The sequence below is a fragment of the Virgibacillus subterraneus genome (assembly GCF_900110695.1).
In the GTDB taxonomy this organism is placed as follows: Bacteria; Bacillota; Bacilli; order Bacillales; family Amphibacillaceae; genus Lentibacillus; species Lentibacillus subterraneus.
This window is the reverse complement of the sequence record NZ_FOEH01000001.1, coordinates 1,071,857-1,089,352: the sequence shown is the minus strand read 5'-3', so window position 1 is coordinate 1,089,352 and position 17,496 is coordinate 1,071,857. Positions and strand designations below refer to the sequence as shown.

Sequence of the window (17,496 nt, the reverse complement as noted above, 5' to 3'; positions counted from 1 at the left end):
GCATTATTTATTTTTCCATAGATTATATGAATCTCTTCCTCGATTTTTTGCTTCATATAATGCAATATCAGCATTCTTAAACAGGGAAACCGCGGTATTATCTTGCTTTTGAGACATTGCTATTCCTATACTAGTTGTAATGAAAAGCTGCCTATCATTTGCCTGCCAAGGCTTTCGAATACACTGTAGAATATCTTTGGCAATGGCAACTGCTTTATCGGCAGATCCAATATTCGGTAAAAGTATTATAAATTCATCGCCACCAATACGTGCAACAGTATCCTTTTCTCTAATCATTTGAGTTATTCTTCTCCCAAACTCTATAATAACCCTATCCCCAACGTCGTGACCCATTTCATCATTAACTTCTTTAAAGCGGTCAATATCCAACATGATTACAGCTAGTTCATCTTTGTTCTTTTCTTTTAAGGTTTCTAAAGCTTGATTTAATCGTTCATTAAATAAACGGCGGTTTGGAAGCTCAGTTAATGGATCATGAAGAGCAAAATCTTTTAACTTCATCTCATACTCTTTCTGCAAGCTAATATCTCTGGTCAAAACCAGTATATATATAAGATTGTTTCGATTATCAAAAACTGGTGTGCCACGTGATTCTGACCAAACATTTTCATTCTTATAGTTGTATTGTTTAATTTCTATTGAAAACGATTCACCACTCTTAATCGACTGAATAAAGGCCTCTTCCATTCGCATTCGATCATCAGGATGAACATTGTGCAGAAAGTTCTTCCCAAGGTATTCTTTATTATCATAACCTAATATTTTTCTATAAGATGGTGATGCATAGATTATTTTCCCTTTCTCATCCATTAAAGTTATTAGATCATGAGCATGCTCAGCTATGATTTGAAATCTCTTTTGGCTTTCTTCTAATTGTTTTTGAGCTTTTAATAGCTCCGTTATATCTCTAAAAATACAATAAACGCCAATTACTTGTTCATTTATTATTAACGGCGTAATCTTTATGGACAAGCAAATTTTATCTCCTGCTTTATTATGAATTTCCAACTGTGAATTTTCAGTTGATCCACTTATAGCTCCCATAAAAAGTTTCGTAGCTAATTGTTTATCCCCTTCAACTACGAATGAATCCCAGACTGATCCTTTATACTCTAATGGTGAATATCCAGAAATCGTCTCAACAGCAACATTTCCATTTGTAATATGACCATTTAAATCTAGTGAAATTATTGCATCGGAATTATGATGGAATAATGAATGATACCTTTCTTTACTTTCATGAAGCCTATCCCATGCTACTCTTCTTTCAGACTCAGCTACTTTTTCACTGGTGATATCTTTAACTATCCCTACAATTTGTTCACATTGGCCTAAATCATTAAATAGTGGAGTAAGTAACGTTTTTGAGTGAAACTTTTCACCTGCGTGAGATATGTATGAATCTTCAAAGGTTACACTATTTTTGCTTATAACTACTTCCTTATACTTCTCGTATAAGAAGTCTGATTGGTCTCGAGCGCATACTTCCTGAATTGTTTTACCTAATGCAGCTTGAGTTATATCCGTTCCTTCCATTGCCGCACGGTTCACAAAGTCATATGTAAATTCAAATCCACCTTCTACTTTCATCACAAAAACCATGTCACTTAAACCTTCCATTAAGACCTTATTAGAAATAATGTACATCCCCCCTATAAATTCAATATTTCCTATAAATAACGCATGTTACTTATATAACAAATTTAATAGTCCATTGACAAGTATATTTATATAAAGATGTTTAAAATTTTTTATGATAAAATGATAAATACATTTACTGAGTAAAAACAAGGAGGACAAGTCATTGCATTTTTTTGTGAAACTTGGATTAAATTTAATAAAGATGAGAAACTTGACGCTGTTGCTCTCAACCGTAATTTTTGTTGTTCTGTGCACCTTCGTTATGTACTTCCTGGAACCAGATAACTTTGAGAGTCTGTTAAATACATTCTATTATGTCATGACAACCTTTTCCACTGTTGGTTATGGTGATTATTCCCCGTTAACTGCAGCCGGAAAGTTATTTGCAGTAATTATGTATATGATAGGGATTGGCTTGTTAGGGGTAGTTATAGGAAAAGTTGTCGACGTGTTTTCAATCTTTAGAAAGAAAAGGGAGGAAGGTAAAGTGGAATATACACAAGAGAGTCACATCATCATTATCGGGTGGGGAAAGAAAACTGAATCTGCTGTTGATGAAATTTTAAATTCAAATGAATCTGCTGAAGTCGTGATTGTTGACACATTGCCAAAATCACCGTTTGATGTATCGCTAGACAGAGTTCACTATATACAAGGAGATACTACAGAAGAAGAAACATTTAACAAAGCCAATATTACAAAGGCAAAGTCAGTAATTATATTTTCGGATGATAAAATCTACGAACCATCCTTGCGTGACGCAAAGACGTTAACTGTTGCGATTGTCGTGGAACGATTAGCACCAACTGTACATACCACTGTCGAAATTCTAACGGAGAAACATACCGCGAACTTCGCACATGTAAATATAGATGAGTTTATTCTGTCCCAGGAAACCATCTCAAGCCTGGCTGTCCGTTCAGCAATGTATAAAGGTGTGAGTAAAGTATATTCCCAGTTAATCAGCAGACAGCATGGCGAGGACCTGTTTAAGATTTCAAAAAAGGACAATTGGTCAACATATCATGACGCCTTTAAAGAATTGTTAGAGCAAGGCGCCACACTCATAGCAGACCGAGAAGAACTGGATATTAACAGACGACTAGATGAAAAAATTCCAGATGACGCGGAATTGTATGTAATTTGTGATAATGATACGTTTGAAAAGATAGTTTAAAGTATAGGACCAGGTTTCTAAACCTGGCCCTTTTTATATACGATATAGTTACAATTTCGTCTTCGCGATTTTACTATCCAAATCCTCGTATTCATAATAATCAATCGTTTCATACAATTCCTCTCTTGTTTGCATATCATCAAGCATGTTTTTCTGCGTACCAGTTTCACTGATTTCCTCAAAGACTTGCTCATATGCTTTTGCTGCAACACGAAGAGAAGTAACTGGATAGATGACAATGCTATAACCAAATTTTTCAAATTCATATGCACTATAATATGGGGTTTTTCCAAACTCAGTCATATTTGCTAAAAGTGGTGCATTGACTTCTCGCTTGAATTGTTCAAAGTGTTCTTGCTTCGCTAAGGCCTCCGAAAATATAATATCCGCTCCGGCCTGAACATATTGGTTGGCACGATTAATTGCACTATCTAGTCCTTCAACACTAACTGCATCAGTTCTCGCTACAATTACTAACGATGGTGCAACTTCCTTAATTGCTTTGATTTTTTGAGCCATTTCCTCATTAGGGACTAGTTTTTTCCCATTTAAATGACCACACTTTTTTGGCAAATCCTGATCTTCCATTTGAACAGCTGCCACGTTTACTTCAAGCATTTCCTTTGCCGTTTTAACTACGTTCAACACACCTCCGTAGCCTGTGTCTATATCTACTAAAAGCGGCATGTCTGTTGCTCGAACAATTTCTTTCGAGCGTGCTGCAATTTCCTCCGAATGTACAATACCTAAATCCGGTAATCCTTTACTTGCTGTATAGGCTGCACCTGATAAATAAAGCGCTCGAAAACCAACACGTTTGGCAACTAAAGCGGCCATGCCATCATGTGTACCCGGTATTTTTAAGATTGATTCATTTTTAACCAGATTCAAAAACCTAGTTGCCAGTTCTTTTTGTGATGATTGCTTTTGAGTTAACCAACTCATAAAACCACTCCTTCCATCAAATAATGAATTCAGCCATAAAGTTGTGGACTTCTGTTTTCCTCAAAGAAATTAAATCATTGCACATCTTGTAAATTTTCTCTGATTTTTTTTCGGGGAATCGTGTTGAAAGATTATCCTTAAATTTCTCTTTTAATTTAGGTATACCCTCTTCGCGACGGAAACGATGCCCTAATGGATACTCTCTTTCCACCAGTTTAGTGGAGGTGCCATCGTTAAAAAATACTTGTACAGCATTTGCAATAGAACGTTTTTCAGAATTTATATAGTCAATAGTATATTGTTTATTTTCCACAACTTCCATCTTATCCCGTATCTGATCAATTCTTTGATCTTGGGCAACGTCATCTTCATAGTGATCAGCTGTAATATTTCCAAAAAGAAGTCCAATTGCAGTAATATATTGCAGACAGTGGTCGCGATCAGCAGGATTATATAATGGACCTGTTTTATCAATAATTCGAATTGCAGATTCATGTGTTGTGATAACAACTTTCTCTATTTCATCAAAACGACCATGTAAACTATCATGTAATTCTACTGCACACTCTGCGGATGTTTGTGCATGAAATTCTGCCGGATACGAGATTTTAAATAGGATATTTTCCATTACATAGGATCCGAGCTCACGTCCCAACACTAGCTTTTCACCACCAAATAAAATATCTTCAAAACCCCAACCTTTGGCAGATAAAGCAGTCTTGTAGCCCATTTCCCCGTTAACAGCCATGAAAGCTAACCGTACACCGCGACTTGTTGCATCACCGGCGGCCCATGATTTTCTTGAACCTGCATTAGGAAAATGACGATATGTACGTAAACTTGAGTTATCGATCCATGCATTAGACAATGCATTAATAATTTCTTCCTTCGTTCCACCAAGCATTTTCGTAACAACAGCAGTTGTAGCTACTTTCACATATAGCACATGATCAAGCCCCCGCCGATTTAAACTGTTTTCCAGCGCCAAAATACCTTGAATTTCATGTGCTTTAACCATTGCGTATAACACTTCATCCATTGTAAGAGGTGCTTTTCCTTCAGCAACGTTTTTTCTGCTCAAGTAGTCAGCAACAGCTAATATTCCCCCTAAATTATCTGAGGGATGCCCCCATTCAGCTGCAAGCCAAGTATCATTGTAGTCCAGCCAGCGAATGATTGTTCCAATATTAAAAGCTGCTTGTACAGGATCCAACTCAAATTGCGTACCTGGTACCCTACTGCCATTCGGAACCACCGTGCCAGGGACAATTGGACCTAAATGTTTGGTACATGCGGGGTAACGCATAGCTAAAAATCCACAACCTAATGTATCCATTAATACATGTGATGCTGTTGTAATTGCTTCCTCGCTTTCTATTTCACTATTTAGAACATATTCAGCTATTTCCTCCAAAATAAGATCAGAATCTGTGTTTTCCATTTTATTCCTCCGTTCACCAATAATAGATTGCTGCAAAAATTGCGGTAATCATAATTACCACACTGGAAAATATACCAATCGTATATTGCTCCTTCTTTTTTAAAATGCCAGTTTCATAGGCCAAAAATGCTGTTGGGGAATGAATTGGCAATACCATAACCCCACCAATAATCATAATTACTAAAAAGGCGAGTTTTTCAAGTGGGATACCTATTAATTCAGAATAAGACATAACAATAGGGAAAATAACGATCATTGCAGAAGATGGAACAACAAATAAAAATCGTAATAAAAGAATAAATATAGCAATTGCTATGATTTTTACTACAATACTTCCATCAGGTGAAACGACACTGATTAATTCCTTTGCCAGGACACTTGCTGTTCCATTCTCAGCCATTAACATCCCTAACGAAAAGGAAGAACCCAGCAATAAAAAATTTTCCCAATCATAATTACGAATAACTTTATTATTAATTAAGTTAATTTTAGGTATTGAATAAAGAACTACTAAAATCATGGGAGGTAATAGTAACGGAATATATCTTTGGTCCGTTACAATCCACGTTACAATCATGACTAAAAAACTACTAATGACAATCCAAAAAAGGACTGGCATTGTTTCTTCCCTTTTTTCGTCATGAACCAAGGGTAGTTTCTTTCGATCATTGAACCATTCATCATCCGGTAAAGTCTTTTTCAAAAACTGCCAGACAAACAACACAACAATTAGAGACCCTATCCACAGTGGTGGGCCAATTTGTAAAATCCAATCTAGCCATCCGATATTTGCAACGTTATAATCCCTTAATAGTTGTGATGCAAGAATTGGAAACCCGCCACCAGTAAAAATAATCATTGTTGCATTTTGATTGAGCATTCCAATTACATATAAACAATACTTTTCAAATAAACTTTTTTCTGGATATCCGTAATAATGATTTAACTTTGTAACCAAAGGTAACAGCATCTTAAATCTAGCAATAGCTGAAGGTAAAATAATTGGTAAAAACAAGATGAAAATTGGTAAGGAAGCTATAATTATTTTAGGACCGCCCTTACTAATTTTTAATAGGAAACGAGCAATTACTCTGTCTACCCCAACCTTAACTAACGAATGGCTTATCAGCGATAACATTAAAATAAAGTATAGTGCTGGTGATAAGAAACCAACCATTGCTTCTTCCACACTATCAACCAGATTTAATAAAAGCATACAAGCTAGTAGTAAAATACTGGTCGAGCCAGTTGGAATTGGTGCAGCCACCCACAGATAAACAGCTAATAGCAATAAACCTAATGTAAGCTGCTGTTCCAATGTGAAATTCAATAGAAATGTTGACCTTCCAATTATGAAAACAAAAATTAATGTAAAAACCATCAAATAATGTAATCTAAGAACTCTCATCTGTAGTTACCCTTTTCGACTGCGGATTTGGCGAATAAGCGGGAAAGTAAATGATAATAAAGCCACTATTAGCAAAGAAAGTGAAATAGGATCCTTGATGAATACCATCATACTTCCATTTGAAATGGTCAATGCTTGTCTAAACGACTGTTCCATCATACCCCCAAGAATAAATGCCAAAATTAATGGTGGTGCTGGAAATGCAAAAAGGCGCATTAAAAACCCAACTACTCCAAATAGCAATAACATATATAAGTCAAACGTGCTAAAACTAATTGCATACACACCTATAATACTGAACATGATTACTAGTGAAATCAGTAACGGACGTGGTATTTTTAGTATTTTTGCAATATATGGGATTAAGGGTAGGTTTAATACTAAAAGAAAAACATTACCTAAATACATACTTGCAATAATTCCCCAGAAAATTTCAGGATGGTCCGTCATTAATAACGGGCCAGGTTGTACGCCTAATACCATGAATGCACCTAGCATTACTGCTGTAGTACCAGAGCCCGGAATACCTAAACTCAATAGCGGTACGAATGCTCCACTTGTTGCAGCATTATTAGCAGTCTCTGGAGCAGCGAGTCCTTTGACAGATCCTTTCCCGAACTCATCAGGATTTTTTGCAATCCGTTTTTCTGTGATATATCCAATAAACGATGCGATTGTTGCACCTGCACCAGGAAGTACCCCCAAAATAAACCCAAGAAATGACTGCCTTGTCACAGGACCTTTCATTTCATTGAAATCGCCTTTTGTCAGCCTTAAGCTACCAAGCTTATGTGCATTATTGACAGATAAATCCTTCCTATTTATAATCAACGAACACACTTCAGCTAGTGCAAATAGCCCCAATGCAATAACTAGAAAGTCAAGTCCTTCCAGCAGACTAACATTTCCGAAAGTATAGCGCTGTGTACCAGTTTGCGCATCAATTCCAATTGTTGCCACCATAAACCCAACAACTGCTGAAATCAATGCTTTAACTGTTGACCCCTCCGATAAACTGGATATGGCTGTTAGTCCCATAAACATTAAAGCAAAATAAGCTGCAGGACTAAATGCTACTGCTACACTTGCAAGTGCTGGTGCAAATAACATTAACAAAACAACACTTACTGTTCCTCCAGTAAACGATGCAACTGCTGCAATGGCCAGTGCTTTTCCCGCTTTACCTTGCTGGGCCATTGGATATCCGTCAAATGACGTTGCAACCGTACCCGAAATTCCAGGGGCGTTTAATAATATCGATGCCGTTGACCCTCCAAATACTGCACCATAATAAACACCTGCCATCATTACTAAGGCAGTAGAAGGATCCATTCCATATGTAATAGGAATCATTACAGCAATTGCAGTGATTGGACCAAGTCCAGGCAACATACCGATAAATGTTCCAACAAATACACCAATTAATACAAATAAAATTCCTGTTAAACTAAAAGCTACTTCAAATCCAGTCATAAGACCTTCTAGTGAACCCATATGCTACCTCCTTAATGTGTTGCGCTAAAACGGTAAAATCCCTTCTGGTAAACTGATTTTCAGAAATTGAGTAAAGGTCAAGTAAATAAAAAGGGGGAATAAAATTGAAACAATAATATTTGTTTTAAATTTTTCATACCCTAGAAACCATGAACTGAAAAAGATAAATACTGCTGTTGATACGATAAATCCTAGGACTTCAAGCAAAAGTATATAAAAAAAGATAAATATAAAAACAGCCAATAATGCCCCTATATCTTTTTTTGGAATATCTCTTCTTGCTTTTTGTTCCTTTGTTTCTGAATCCTTTGTAAAATATAGAAGAACTGCCAATCCTACCAACAACCATCCTAATCCTGTTGGTATAACATCTGCATCAACCGGAGAATATGGATACGAAGGGAGGTTTGAAGTCATATATAGATATCCAATACCTACAAGGATTAAAACTATACTTACTTTTTGGTTCATTGTTTTTAGCATCTTTTCACCGCCTAATAATCATCTTTTAAACTATTACAAAACTTGGCTGATCGCTAAGCCATAATGTAGATAAGCCTTAGTTGCACTGCTAAAAAGGTAAAGCCAATGACCATGATCATTGGCTCCACTAATTTTTACCTTATTTTCCAATTCCTAATTCATCTAACAAACCTTGAATTTCTTTCTTTTGATCATCTAAAAATGTCTTATACTCTTCGCTGTTCATATACATTTCGCTCCAGCCATAATTTTTCCTGATATCAGCAAATTCCTCTGATTCACTTAACTTTTTAAATTTTTCTTCATAGTATTTAACTGCTGCCTCATCCATATTTGGCGGTCCAAAAAATCCACGCCAGTTAACAAATGTAGCGTCAATTCCTTGCTCTATTGCAGTAGGGAAGTCTGATAAAACATCACCTTCTAAACGTTCTTCTGATGTAACGGCTAATACTTTGATTTTTCCTGCCTTAACTTGCTCCACAGTTTCTGCAACACCCGTTGAATACACATCAACACTACCATTTAGTAATGCTGTTAAAGCACCACCATCTTGGTCCGAAACATATTTAACTTTTGTAACATCCACACCTGCAGCCTTAGCTATTTTCATGAATTGAACATGGTCCATACTACCAGGTGAAGACGCGCCAACCACAGTAATACTTGATGGATCCTCTTTCATATCAGCAAATAATTCATTTAAATTATCCCACTTTGCATCAGCAGCCACTGCGAACGCCGCATAGTCTGCAATCATATTTGAAAGTGGCGTAAAGTCTTCATGCCCATACTCTGATTGCCCGTTAAGTGGTACTAATAAAATTGGTGGAGATGAAACAAACAAATCAGTATTGCTTCCTTCTTTTTCTGCTATTGAAGCCCAGCCAACGGCGCCACCGCCACCAGGTTTATTAACAACTCCAATATCCTGTTCAATAATTCCAGTTTCATTAAACGTTTTCCCTACCATTCTAGCAGTTGTATCCCAACCGCCACCTGCTCCAGATGGAGATACAATCTCGATTGGTTGTTCTGGAGACCAATCTCCAGAAGAAGTATCACCCTCTGAACCACTTGCGTCTTCACTTCCTCCTGAACATGCTGAAGCAATAACCATTAATAAGACTAATACTAAAAGTGATAATAATTTTTTCACTACAATTTCCCCCTTTTGTTATTACAATGAATATTCGTCAATCATTGCATCTGCTACTAAGGTTAATATAATTCAGTGAAAATGTAACCGTTTTCAAAATAATGAATAATAACAACTTTTTATATTTTTTGTTTATTTTGTTCACAGTATTATCACAATATTTTAGTAAAGTGAAATTAAAAAACACCTTGAATGTTTATCAAGATGTTTTACGATTTATATTATATTTTCTTTCTGGCCTTCCAACAATTCCATATTCTAATTCAGCTGCACAAGTACCTTCTGAAATCAAATGCTCTAAATACCTCCTGGCAGTAGTTCTTGATGCACCAATTTTCAGGCCCATTTCTTCTGCCGTTATACCTTCATTCATTTCAAACATAATTTGTTCAATTTTTTCCAATGTTAGTGGATCAATTCCTTTAGGTGTTTCCTTTATATTAGATTTCCTTTGTTTTGCCTGGCCAAAGTATTCATCTAAAAAAGATTGATTAATCTCTTCATTTTCATCCAGTGTCTTTTTTGTATCTTTATATTTCTCAATTGTTTCAACAAATCGATCCATTTTCACAGGTTTAATTATATAATCGAACAACCCTTTACGGATTGCTTCTTCAATCATTTCTTTATTTGTTGCTGCAGAAATCATGATAATGTCAAGTTGAGGTTTTAAATCACGCATTTCCTTTATAAGTTCAATACCGAGGATATCCGGCATGAAAATATCTAATAAGACTAAGTCTGGTGAAGTTTCATCAACTAACTTTAATGTTTCTTTACCATTCAATGCTTTACCTACAACTTTAACTCCACTAATTTTCATTAAAAATTCCTCATGAATACCAGCTACCCGATAATCATCCTCTGCAATAATAACTCGAATCATTTAATCACTCCCTATCTGTTTCTTAGGAATAAATACAGAAAAAACAACTCCACCATTTTGTTGATTATGAACCTCAATTACCCCATTAAGTTCATCAATGATTTCTTTTACGGAGCTTAAACCATATCCACGGTCAATTTTTTCCTTTGTAGAAAAACCTATATCAAAAATATAATCGAGGTGTTCCTCTTTAACCCCACAACCATTATCCGAGATATCAAAAATAATATCCTCACCAATATCTGTTGCGAAAAATGTTACCTGTTTTTTATACTCACTATCTACAACTGCCTCGAATGCATTATCAATTAAATTGCCTAATATTGTTATTAATTTTGAAATATCTATTCGCCTTGGTATATATTCCAGAGAACTATTACTGTCAATATGGAAATCAATCTTTTTCTCAGATGCTTTACTAATCTTACCCAATAATATTGCTTGAACAGCCTTATCTTTGATTTGTTGAAGTACAACGTTATTCTGTTGCAAATGAACGGCTGATTCTGATTGAATAAGTTCAATTGCTTCATTATAGTGTCCAAGTTGAAGCAGTCCAGATAATACATATAACTTATTGGTATATTCATGCGTATGTGCACGAAGATCTTCAGAATACCTTCTAACTTCTGACAAGGCATTAAGCATCTCATTTATCTCTGTCTTATCACGAAAACTTGCTACAACACCAACAACTTCATTATTTTCAAAAATAGGAGTACGGTTCACAATTATTTCTCTATCCCCAATAAACATTTCTTCATCTTTTTTTTGCTCTTTGGATTTTAGTACATTATACATTTTCGTATTGGGAATTATTTCTTCTATTTTCCTGTAACTGTCGTCACCAGATAGTCCGAGAATCTTTCTGGCAGATGGATTCATCATCGAAATATAGCCCGCTTTATCAATTGCAATTATTCCTTCTTTTATTGACTGCAGGATTGCATTCCGATCCCGGTATAACGATGCTATTTCATGAGGCTCTAGCCCATGAGTATCTTTCCTGATATTTCGTGCTAACAGTATACCCCCGATCACACCGATAACTAAAACCAGTAATGATATACTTGTAATCTTTAACAATTTATCATAAACAATAGATTTAATGTCTTCTACCATATATCCGACTGAAACAATCCCAATAATTTTCCCTTGGTCATTGAAAATTGGTGCCTTTCCACGCAACGATGGTCCTAAACTTCCAACCGCTCTTGATGTATAATACTGACCATGAATTAGTGCTTTACCATTGTCGCCGCCCACCATTCGTCTTCCTAACTTATAATCATCAGGATGCGCATATCGAATACTATTGGAATTTCCAATTACAATAAACTCAGCACCTACTTTTTTCCTTATTCTTTCAGCTATTGGCTGAATTACTTCAGCAGGATTTTCTAGTTTAAAAGCATTCTTTACTGAAGGCATAAAAGATACTGTAGTTGCTACATGCAAGGCCTTTTCCCCTATATTCTTAGAAGTTTCCTCCGACTCAATATACGAAATGATACCAGCTAGCAAAATCGTCACGAATAATATCAGCATAATAATTAATCCTAAGATCTTTGTCTGCAAGCTGACTCGTTTCATATGTTATGTACAACCTCTCCACTTCTTAAATTAAACCTATCGTAAACTTATCATAATAGTAAGTAAATTAGAAGAAGAGATTATTCTGTATATATTATAACACTTGGCTTTACGACAAGCCTTAATGATGAAAATCCTTAGTTACACTTATGCAGTAAGAAAGGATTTATACTTTCTTATCTACAAAAAAGAGAGGATTCCTCCCAGCTGAGGTATCCTCTCTTATTTCTACTTTCGCGATAACTGCGCAACCACAATCCCGACTAATATAAGCACAGACCCAACAATGATCCCGATTGTCAATGTCTCTCCTAATATCAACCAGCCGAAGAACAATCCGAACACCGGCACGAGCAATGTTGATAGGGTTGCAGTGACCATATCAATCGTACTCAGCAGCAGGAACCAAACTGAGAAACATAGTGCTGATGCCAATACACCGGTAAAAAGTATGTAAAATATGCTTTCCCCGGTGAGCTGAACAGGGTCTCCCCATTCTGCAAATAAGCTTGCTATGATAATTCCAATTGTCCCAAACAGCATTTGATACGCTGTGACCTGGATCTTATTCATGCCCTGCAAATTTGTCCGATAGTAGACATTTGATGAAGCCCAGGCTAACGCGGCAACAATTATAAGTATTTCACCAAAAATCACTTCAGGATCCTGCACCATGAAGATATCCCAGCCCAGAATCGTCACCAGTCCCAGCATTCCAATGCCTAAACCGATTGTTTTTCCGGCTGATATTTTTTCACCCAAAATCTTTACAGCAAAAATACTGCTCCAAAGTGGCATTGAATACAATAGTACCGATGACTTTCCAGCATCGACAAACTGCATCCCATACATGACAAGCAGAAACACAATCGATGTTTGTAAAATCCCAACAATAATCAAATGCTTCCACATATTACGTGGTAGTTTACCAGCTTTCCACAGCCATACTACAAGAAGCAGTGTGACCGCCCCTGTTCCAAAGCGAAACGCCGAGAATGTAAAAGGCCCCATATAATCAAGTGAGGCTTTCATGAAGACCCATGCATAGCCCCAGATAGTTGTAATGAGCAGAATTAATGCCCAGACAAACCATTTATTTCTTAGTATAGAATTCCCCATATTCGACAAACCTCTTTTTAAAATATAATAAGACAAGTATATTAATTTCCCATTAGTCTAGCAATTATCTAGCCTTTAGAAAATTTGGCTTATCGCCATGCCTTTATATAGTTAAGCCTTAATTGCACTTATGCAGTAAGAAAGGATTTATACTTTCTTATCTGCCGATGATACTTTCCGCCCATCCCATTACTCTTATATTTAGTAACTTTCCCAAGTTTTTTAATACCTAAGTTGCATGGACGGCATTATTATTTAATTTTATCCTTAATGTAAGCCTTTACATTAATTGTCATAAGGAGGAGAGAAATGAGGAGAAAATTGTCGTATATTTCATTATCCGTAATTGTTTCGACATCATTTTTCGCAACAACTGGATTGCCTGCAAGTGCTGACATGATACCTAAACCGACCATTGAAAAAAAGGACAAGAAAAATGTTCAGGAAAAGGCTCATCCCAAATTTAGCTGGGGCACTCCAGGTCCAACCTCACCTATTTTGCATCCTGGCTCAATAAAAGGTGCTGGTATGGTTGCAGAACCGTTAAACGAGATTGACTCTGTAATGGAATCTATGATTTCTGATAACGTGATGCCTGGCGCTGTAACATTTGTTGCCCGCCGTGGTCACATTGTTCAGCATGAAGCATATGGCGATGCAGCAATTTATCAGGATGATAGCACAAATCAACTTGAAGACCCTGTCGCAATGAGCAAGGATACTATTTTTGACGTTGCTTCCCTTAGTAAAATATTCACGACCATTGCAGCAATGAAGTTACATGAACAAGGGCATTTTAACCTAGATAATCCTGTAGCGGATTACATTCCTGAGTTTGCTCAGAACGGGAAGGAAAATGTTACTATCCGTCAACTCATGACACACACATCAGGATTCAAGCCATGGGTACCCCTTTATAGCATTGGCGAAAATAAACAGGATCGACTGCAATATGTTTTCGAATACCCATTGGACAATGAACCCGGAACGACATACACGTATAGTGATTTAAACATGATTACATTAGCTGTTATTGTCGAACGGATATCTGGTAAAGGATTGGATCAATTTGTAAAAGAAAACATCACAGAACCCCTCAATATGACTGACACCATGTATAATCCACCTGAAGAATTAAAAAATCAGATTGCTGCAACCGAATACCAACCATGGACAGATAGAGGTCTCGTCTGGGGCGAAGTACACGATGAAAATGCATGGTCACTTGGTGGAGTCGCAGGTCATGCAGGTGTATTTTCAACAGCAAATGATCTGGCAAAATTAGGTCACATGATGATTAACGAAGGACGTTATGGAAGTAAACAAATTCTTCAACCGGAAACGGTCGAACTGCTTGTCGAAAATCAAATCCCACAATTTCCAGGAGATGAACATGGTTTAGGATTTGAGCTTGCACAAGGCTGGTACATGGATGCCTTATCTGAATCGTCAACTATTGGACATACTGGTTATACGGGAACATCATTTGTAGTAAATCAGAACAACGATACGATTGCTATTTTGTTAACAAACCGTGTACATCCAACACGTGATACGGTTTCTACTAACCCAGCCAGACGTCAGTTTGCCCGCCAAGTTGCAGATGCTATTCCTGTCACTACACCAGGCAAAAATGATACATGGTTCTCTGGTTATGGTGACAACACTGATCAAAAATTAACCGCTGAAGTTAATGTGGAAAATGACACTTCAATTTCATTTGATACATGGTACAGAATCGAACAAGAATATGACTTCGGTGTTGTGGAGATCTCAGAAGATGGTCAAAACTGGACAAGTACAGGAGAATCCTTCACTGGTAGTAGTATCAACTGGCAGTCACAAGAAATTGATATACCAGCTGGAACAAAATTTATTCGCTTTAACTATCAAACAGATAGCTACACAAATGGCCGAGGTTGGTATATTTCAAATCTTCAGCTGAGTAATGGTCAACCAGTAGATTTCGACAGTCAAGACTGGGTAAAACGAGATTACTAATAGGAGGAAAATGATGCAAGCAAAATTCAAGTTATCCTTTATTATGCTAACAATTATCATGCTAATCGTTAGTCCATTAACATATACAAATAACACGGTAAAAGCAGCAGAGGATGAATCAGTTAATGACCTCATTCTTTTAGAGAACGTTCCACAAGCAACAGTACAAGTCACAAATAATCAAGTGGATTTAAGCGCATTACACATGTATAATGATGGCCATTTTAAATCCACCACAGAAAACCTCACCTGGGAATCAACTAATAAGAACGTTGCTACAGTTAATCAAAATGGTGAAGTTACTTTTACAGAACAGCCGGGTCGTTCATTTATTACGGTAACAGACGGCACCTACGAGGATAGGATTGCCGTTGATTACAAACCAGACAACACAGCAAACAAAGGAAAACCCTCATTTTCAGGAAAAGTCGTAAAACAGGAAAACGAGCGCTACAACGTCATAGATAAAGCAATTGAAGGCATGACGGTGAAACAAAAAATCGGTCAAATGCTTATGCCGGACTTCCGCAATTGGGCTGGCGAAAACGTTACCGAAATGCTACCTGAAATTGAGCAAACGGTAAAAGAATATGACCTTGGTGGCGTTATTTTATTCAGAGAAAATGTTGTAACAACGGAACAAACAGCCGAATTGGTGGCAGCATATCAGGAAGCATCTGAAAAATATGGTTTGCTGATGACAATTGACCAAGAGGGCGGCATAGTTACACGCCTGCAATCAGGAACAGACTTCCCTGGTAACATGGCGCTTGGTGCGACACGCTCAACCGACCTTTCCCATAATGTTGGAAAAGCAATCGGTGAAGAACTTAATGCACTTGGTATCAATATGAACCTTGCACCAGTTATGGATGTTAATAATAACCCGGACAATCCGGTTATCGGTGTACGTTCTTTTGGTGGATCACCTGAGTTGGTTGCCGACATGGGCATCGCTTATACGAAAGGATTACAAAACACCGGTGTAGCAGCAACTGCAAAGCACTTCCCTGGTCACGGGGATACAGCAGTTGATTCACATCTTGGACTGCCGGAAGTTCCTTATGATAAAGAACGTCTAATGGATGTGGAACTTTTCCCATTCCAAAAAGCAATGGAAGCGAACATTGATGCAATCATGACTGCACATGTTACTTTTCCAAAAATAGATGATACGAAAGTTGTTTCCAAAAAAGATGGAACCGAGATTTCTTTACCGGCAACACTTTCGCATAAGGTTTTAACCGGGTTAATGCGTGAAGAAATGGGTTATGATGGCCTGATCATTACGGACGCATTAAATATGAATGCTATTACAGAACATTTTGGTTCAGTCGACGCAGTGATTCGTGCCGTTAAAGCAGGAACAGACATCGTTCTTATGCCTGTAGGACTTGAAAAAGTTGCTGATGGACTTCTAAACGCAGTGGAAACTGGTGAGATTTCAGAGGAACGAATCGAAGCATCAGTTGAACGAATTCTAACCTTAAAAATAAAACGGAAAATCATCAAATCAGAATCGCCAACACCAGTAGATGAAATCGTCGAAAATGCTGAAGAAGTTGTTGGAGCGGAACAACATAAGCAAGTAGAAACAGAAGTAGCAAATAAATCTATTACATTACTTAAAAATAACAATGCACTCCCACTGGAACTTTCAAATGAAGAAAAGGTAGTTGTAGTAGGCAATTCATTTGTTAATAGTTTATATAATGCTGTGACTGAGTACCATCCCAACACAGAGGTTATCCAGACAGCAGGACCATTAAGTGATGAACAGCTTGCCCAGGTACAGAGCGCAAGCGCAGTAATTGTTGGTACGTATACGTATAACGTTAGCGGCCGGTCAGAAGACAGTTCACAAATGCAAATGGTTAATCAACTAATTGAAGAAGCTTCTTCACCTGTTATTGGAGTAGGAATTCGTAATCCATATGACATCATGGCCTATCCGGAAATCGATGGGTATCTAGCCCAATATGGATTCAGGGATGCAAGCTTTGAAGCAACTGCTGCATCACTATTTGGCGAGAACAATCCAACTGGTCTTTTACCAGTAACGATCCCTGGTGAAAATGGCGATGCATTATTCGAATTTGGATACGGGTTATCTTATTAAACATAGAAA

The 17,496-nt window shown here is 37.1% G+C and carries 13 protein-coding genes; 3 read left to right on the top strand and 10 right to left on the bottom strand.

What is annotated here, in order from left to right; translation table 11 throughout:
* Window positions 1-3 precede the first annotated feature (3 nt).
* Window positions 4-1,668 (bottom strand): sensor domain-containing protein, encoded by a 1,665-nt coding sequence (locus tag BMY13_RS05045; RefSeq protein WP_092502997.1) that lies wholly within the window; start codon window positions 1,666-1,668, stop codon window positions 4-6.
* A gap of 157 nt (window positions 1,669-1,825) precedes the next feature.
* Between BMY13_RS05045 and BMY13_RS05040 the strand changes: the two genes are divergently transcribed.
* On the top strand, window positions 1,826-2,839 hold the full coding sequence (locus BMY13_RS05040) for a potassium channel family protein (RefSeq protein WP_092502995.1): 1,014 nt from the start codon (window positions 1,826-1,828) through the stop codon (window positions 2,837-2,839).
* A gap of 48 nt (window positions 2,840-2,887) precedes the next feature.
* Here the strand turns inward: BMY13_RS05040 and prpB are convergent, their stop codons facing one another.
* From prpB to BMY13_RS04995, 9 genes are all read right to left on the bottom strand, one after another.
* Window positions 2,888-3,784 carry a methylisocitrate lyase gene (prpB, locus tag BMY13_RS05035; RefSeq protein WP_092502993.1) on the bottom strand — a complete coding sequence of 299 codons (897 nt, stop codon included), beginning with the start codon at window positions 3,782-3,784 and terminating at the stop codon, window positions 2,888-2,890.
* Window positions 3,785-3,800: 16 nt separating this feature from the next.
* Window positions 3,801-5,225, bottom strand: a complete 1,425-nt coding sequence (locus tag BMY13_RS05030) for a bifunctional 2-methylcitrate dehydratase/aconitate hydratase (protein WP_092502991.1) — start codon at window positions 5,223-5,225, stop codon at window positions 3,801-3,803.
* Between the two features lie 13 nt (window positions 5,226-5,238).
* A complete protein-coding gene (locus BMY13_RS05025) occupies window positions 5,239-6,633 on the bottom strand; it encodes an SLC13 family permease (RefSeq protein ID WP_092502989.1) in 1,395 nt (464 codons plus the stop codon).
* A 6-nt stretch (window positions 6,634-6,639) separates the two neighbouring features.
* Entirely contained in the window at window positions 6,640-8,127 is a 1,488-nt protein-coding gene (locus tag BMY13_RS05020; RefSeq protein WP_092502987.1) for a tripartite tricarboxylate transporter permease, read from the bottom strand.
* Between the two features lie 24 nt (window positions 8,128-8,151).
* Complete coding sequence (locus BMY13_RS05015; protein ID WP_092491916.1) at window positions 8,152-8,610, bottom strand: tripartite tricarboxylate transporter TctB family protein; 459 nt, start codon at window positions 8,608-8,610, stop codon at window positions 8,152-8,154.
* A gap of 139 nt (window positions 8,611-8,749) precedes the next feature.
* Window positions 8,750-9,730, bottom strand: a complete 981-nt coding sequence (locus BMY13_RS05010; protein ID WP_092503449.1) for a Bug family tripartite tricarboxylate transporter substrate binding protein — start codon at window positions 9,728-9,730, stop codon at window positions 8,750-8,752.
* 238 nt (window positions 9,731-9,968) lie between these two features.
* Window positions 9,969-10,655 (bottom strand): response regulator, encoded by a 687-nt coding sequence (locus BMY13_RS05005; protein ID WP_092502985.1) that lies wholly within the window; start codon window positions 10,653-10,655, stop codon window positions 9,969-9,971.
* On the bottom strand, window positions 10,656-12,248 hold the full coding sequence (locus tag BMY13_RS05000; protein ID WP_092502983.1) for an ATP-binding protein: 1,593 nt from the start codon (window positions 12,246-12,248) through the stop codon (window positions 10,656-10,658). It lies immediately after the preceding gene.
* Between the two features lie 228 nt (window positions 12,249-12,476).
* A complete protein-coding gene (locus BMY13_RS04995) occupies window positions 12,477-13,367 on the bottom strand; it encodes a DMT family transporter (RefSeq protein WP_092502981.1) in 891 nt (296 codons plus the stop codon).
* A gap of 309 nt (window positions 13,368-13,676) precedes the next feature.
* On the opposite strand from BMY13_RS04995, the gene BMY13_RS04990 reads away from it, so the two are divergent.
* Window positions 13,677-15,368 carry a serine hydrolase domain-containing protein gene (locus BMY13_RS04990; RefSeq protein ID WP_092502979.1) on the top strand — a complete coding sequence of 564 codons (1,692 nt, stop codon included), beginning with the start codon at window positions 13,677-13,679 and terminating at the stop codon, window positions 15,366-15,368.
* 10 nt (window positions 15,369-15,378) lie between these two features.
* Complete coding sequence (locus BMY13_RS04985) at window positions 15,379-17,487, top strand: glycoside hydrolase family 3 protein (protein WP_092502977.1); 2,109 nt, start codon at window positions 15,379-15,381, stop codon at window positions 17,485-17,487.
* Window positions 17,488-17,496: the final 9 nt, after the last annotated feature.

Coding starts and splice junctions, on each gene's coding strand:
- BMY13_RS05045 (WP_092502997.1), bottom strand. CDS start 1,668: ATGTACATTATTTCTAATAAGGTCTTAATGGAAGGTTTAAGTGACATG.
- prpB (WP_092502993.1), bottom strand. CDS start 3,784: ATGAGTTGGTTAACTCAAAAGCAATCATCACAAAAAGAACTGGCAACT.
- BMY13_RS05030 (WP_092502991.1), bottom strand. CDS start 5,225: ATGGAAAACACAGATTCTGATCTTATTTTGGAGGAAATAGCTGAATAT.
- BMY13_RS05025 (WP_092502989.1), bottom strand. CDS start 6,633: ATGAGAGTTCTTAGATTACATTATTTGATGGTTTTTACATTAATTTTT.
- BMY13_RS05020 (WP_092502987.1), bottom strand. CDS start 8,127: ATGGGTTCACTAGAAGGTCTTATGACTGGATTTGAAGTAGCTTTTAGT.
- BMY13_RS05015 (WP_092491916.1), bottom strand. CDS start 8,610: ATGCTAAAAACAATGAACCAAAAAGTAAGTATAGTTTTAATCCTTGTA.
- BMY13_RS05010 (WP_092503449.1), bottom strand. CDS start 9,730: ATGGTTATTGCTTCAGCATGTTCAGGAGGAAGTGAAGACGCAAGTGGT.
- BMY13_RS05005 (WP_092502985.1), bottom strand. CDS start 10,655: ATGATTCGAGTTATTATTGCAGAGGATGATTATCGGGTAGCTGGTATT.
- BMY13_RS05000 (WP_092502983.1), bottom strand. CDS start 12,248: ATGAAACGAGTCAGCTTGCAGACAAAGATCTTAGGATTAATTATTATG.
- BMY13_RS04995 (WP_092502981.1), bottom strand. CDS start 13,367: ATGGGGAATTCTATACTAAGAAATAAATGGTTTGTCTGGGCATTAATT.
- BMY13_RS04990 (WP_092502979.1), top strand. CDS start 13,677: ATGAGGAGAAAATTGTCGTATATTTCATTATCCGTAATTGTTTCGACA.
- BMY13_RS04985 (WP_092502977.1), top strand. CDS start 15,379: ATGATGCAAGCAAAATTCAAGTTATCCTTTATTATGCTAACAATTATC.